This window comes from Pedobacter agri PB92 (assembly GCF_000258495.1).
Lineage (GTDB): Bacteria > Bacteroidota > Bacteroidia > Sphingobacteriales > Sphingobacteriaceae > Pedobacter > Pedobacter agri.
This window is the reverse complement of the sequence record NZ_AJLG01000298.1, coordinates 1-2,900: the sequence shown is the minus strand read 5'-3', so window position 1 is coordinate 2,900 and position 2,900 is coordinate 1. Positions and strand designations below refer to the sequence as shown.

Here is a 2,900-nt window from a genome sequence, read left to right as displayed (position 1 = left end):
ACCTGATATTCTGACGTATAAAAATATGTTGTTGGGTTATGCTAATGAACGAGGTTTGAAGAGATGGATCATTACCGTTCCGGTCCTTACGCCCAGATTATCATCTCTTTGGCTTAATTTAATCACTCCGGTTCCATACTCGCTTGCCAAAAGTTTGGTAGACAGCATGAAAAACGAAGTGGTTTGTAAAGATGATCGTATTAAAAGTGTGGTGCCCAGAAAGTGTTTAACCTACGCTGAAGCCTTGCATTTGGCTTTCGAAAAGATCGATCAGAATTCCATTGTATCCAGCTGGAAGGATGCTTTAAACAGGGGATATTTACAAACTGATTTTATGGATCAGATTAAGGTACCACAAAACGGAACATTACAATACAAGGTAAAAATGCCTTTTGAACGCAAGGCAGAAGAAGTATTTGAAAATATCTGGAGTATAGGTGGGAGCAGAGGCTGGTATTTTATGGATTGGCTTTGGCAGCTCAGGGGCTTTTTAGATAAAATTTTCGGAGGTGTGGGTACCCGACGTGGAAGAACAAGTAATATTGATCTTCAGGCTGGAGACGTACTCGATTTTTGGAGGGTGCTTTTAGCAGATCGGAAAAACAAAAGATTATTGCTATATGCCGAAATGAAAGTGCCTGGCGAGGCTTGGCTGGAACTTAAATTGGTAGAGTTTCATGGCAAGGCCTTTCTTTCGCAGATTGCTACTTTTAGACCTAAAGGTTTATGGGGACGCCTGTACTGGTACGCCATGTGGCCCTTTCATATTGTGTTGTTTAAAGGCATGGCCAGAGAGATTACCACGTATAAACCCGATAATTAAGTCAATTTATTATCTTTGATGTTTACATCAATGAAAATGCCCAATCAAGATCACGATTATTCCTTTTGGACCAAATATAAACGTTTCGCCAGTACCGAAATATTAATGTATTTGATCATGATTATTGGAATTGGCTTAGGAATTATTTTTTTAAGCTAAGTACCAGTTTTAAATGATCAGCAGTATTTACCTCATTCATAAATTTTGAGAACTCTGCATATTTCTCCGCAGGAAAAGTTCCATCATTGATTCTGATTTTTCGAGAGTAAGTTATCTTGTTTCCTACAAAACTTACTTTCGCCTCATAAAATCCAAAATCATTCTTGAAAATTTTATCATTTGGTAAAATGAAGTTTGTTGATACCTGGTCTGGAAGTTGGTAAGAAATGGTGTCTTCATCTGTATATCCTCTGTTAATATAAACTGGTAATGCTCTGGTTTTAACCTCCGGGATTGACCTTGCAATATTAAATGCGTTTGGTTGCAGATATAACTTATCTCCATTAATTGTGGCATAATGCCCAATGTTAACTTGTAAAACTTCAGTTATCTTCGGGTCTGATGTTTTTTCTTGGGTGTAAACAACTTTTTCAAAGTTGATATTATCAATGTTGTAAGATGATTTTAGGGCCTTGTGTTGCTCAGCAATCGGTTTGCTAATAATTGATTCGTGGTTATCATACTGTGCTCCGGAAAAAACTGTGCTCATGTCTCCTGAAAGCGTTCCATCCTGATTAATTTTTAAGTTCGCTCTGCGTACCTGTAAATTACTTTGTGCGCTTAGTTTTGGTGTTCTCAGTAATTTACCGCCTTCAGGTGTGCAGGCAAAAACGACTCTATCGTCAGTAAAGTCTCCTAAAAATCCAAAGGGGATTTTTTGACTCGTACATTCCAGCCAGGTAGTGTCATTTTTTAAAGGAAGGCATAAAATGATGTGATTCCCTTGCGACATATCCGCAAACTTCGGGTCCATGCTTTTCTTTTGGCTTCCTGCTTCAACAACACAATAGTAAGAATCAACATCAGCGGCTTTTAATAGGCTTTGCATATAATTAACTAAGGCTTTGCAATCGCCATAACCTAAACGATCAACCTCCGTCGCTGAAATAGGTTGAATACCTCCAATACCTATCTGTACACTGATGTAACGCGTTTTACTTTGTAAATATTGATAGATTTTTTTTGCCTTATCCTTGTCTGTTTTCTCATCTTTAACTAAATTCTTAACCATGGCAATGGTTTCGGGCGATAAGGTATTTCGCTGTTTAATCAAATTGTTATATACCCATTTACCTAATTCCTCCCAGTTTTGATAACTGCCTTTGTAATTATAATAGGTAAATTGAGTAGGTGCTATCTGAACACTGGTTAGGTAAGTTTCAGGATCAGGATTATAAGGCTCAGATTTAACAGCCAGCAAATTGCCAGCTTTCCAAATCATTTTTTTCTGCTTTTCATCTGTTATAACCTCCGGCGCCCCCTTGTAATTAAGTGTTTTAATGCGAACCTCATCAGTTGGTTTGGATATGAATGTATACGAACTTTGCTCAACTGAAACATCATCAGCGGGTTTTGGTCGCCATCTGGGGATGCCTAAATTTTGTTTGTTTCTAATTTCGTAATAGTAAACAACGGTGTAAGGGTAATGATTTACATTTGGCAAATAATGTTTAATCCGGCTATCAATAAATAAGGAAAATCCATCCGCTACGCTGATATCGGAAAAATCATGCTGTGTAAATTTGCTTATTGGTTTACCAACTGAGTTATAAACTTCACCCTTGATGCTTTTTATCGATGTATTTTTATCATAATGCAAAACCAAACGAGCTTCATCTTCGCCATTTTCATTAAAAACTGTTATTGCTTTTTTTACCGTTTGCATCACATTTTCGGGTGCACGCATATCTACAACGGTTTCGTTAATCCTGATGCAGGCATTGGCCCGGTTTTTCAAACTGCTGGCGATTAGATCAACATCATAATTATCTTGTGCAACAGCACTATTAGCCAAACCTAAAATGTAAAGGAATATTAATTTAATTTTCATATTAATCAGCCTTTTTCAACAAATATT

At 37.2% G+C, this 2,900-nt stretch carries 2 protein-coding genes; one reads left to right on the top strand and one right to left on the bottom strand.

The features are described 5' to 3' along the window. Nucleotides 1-823: SDR family oxidoreductase (locus ON09_RS23330; RefSeq protein ID WP_010603482.1), on the top strand; the 823-nt coding region annotated here is incomplete at its 5' end. Between the two features lie 142 nt (nt 824-965). Here ON09_RS23330 and ON09_RS23325 read toward each other — a convergent pair. Then, on the bottom strand, nt 966-2,873 hold the full coding sequence (locus ON09_RS23325; RefSeq protein ID WP_010603480.1) for a DUF3857 domain-containing transglutaminase family protein: 1,908 nt from the start codon (nt 2,871-2,873) through the stop codon (nt 966-968). Nucleotides 2,874-2,900 lie beyond the last annotated feature (27 nt).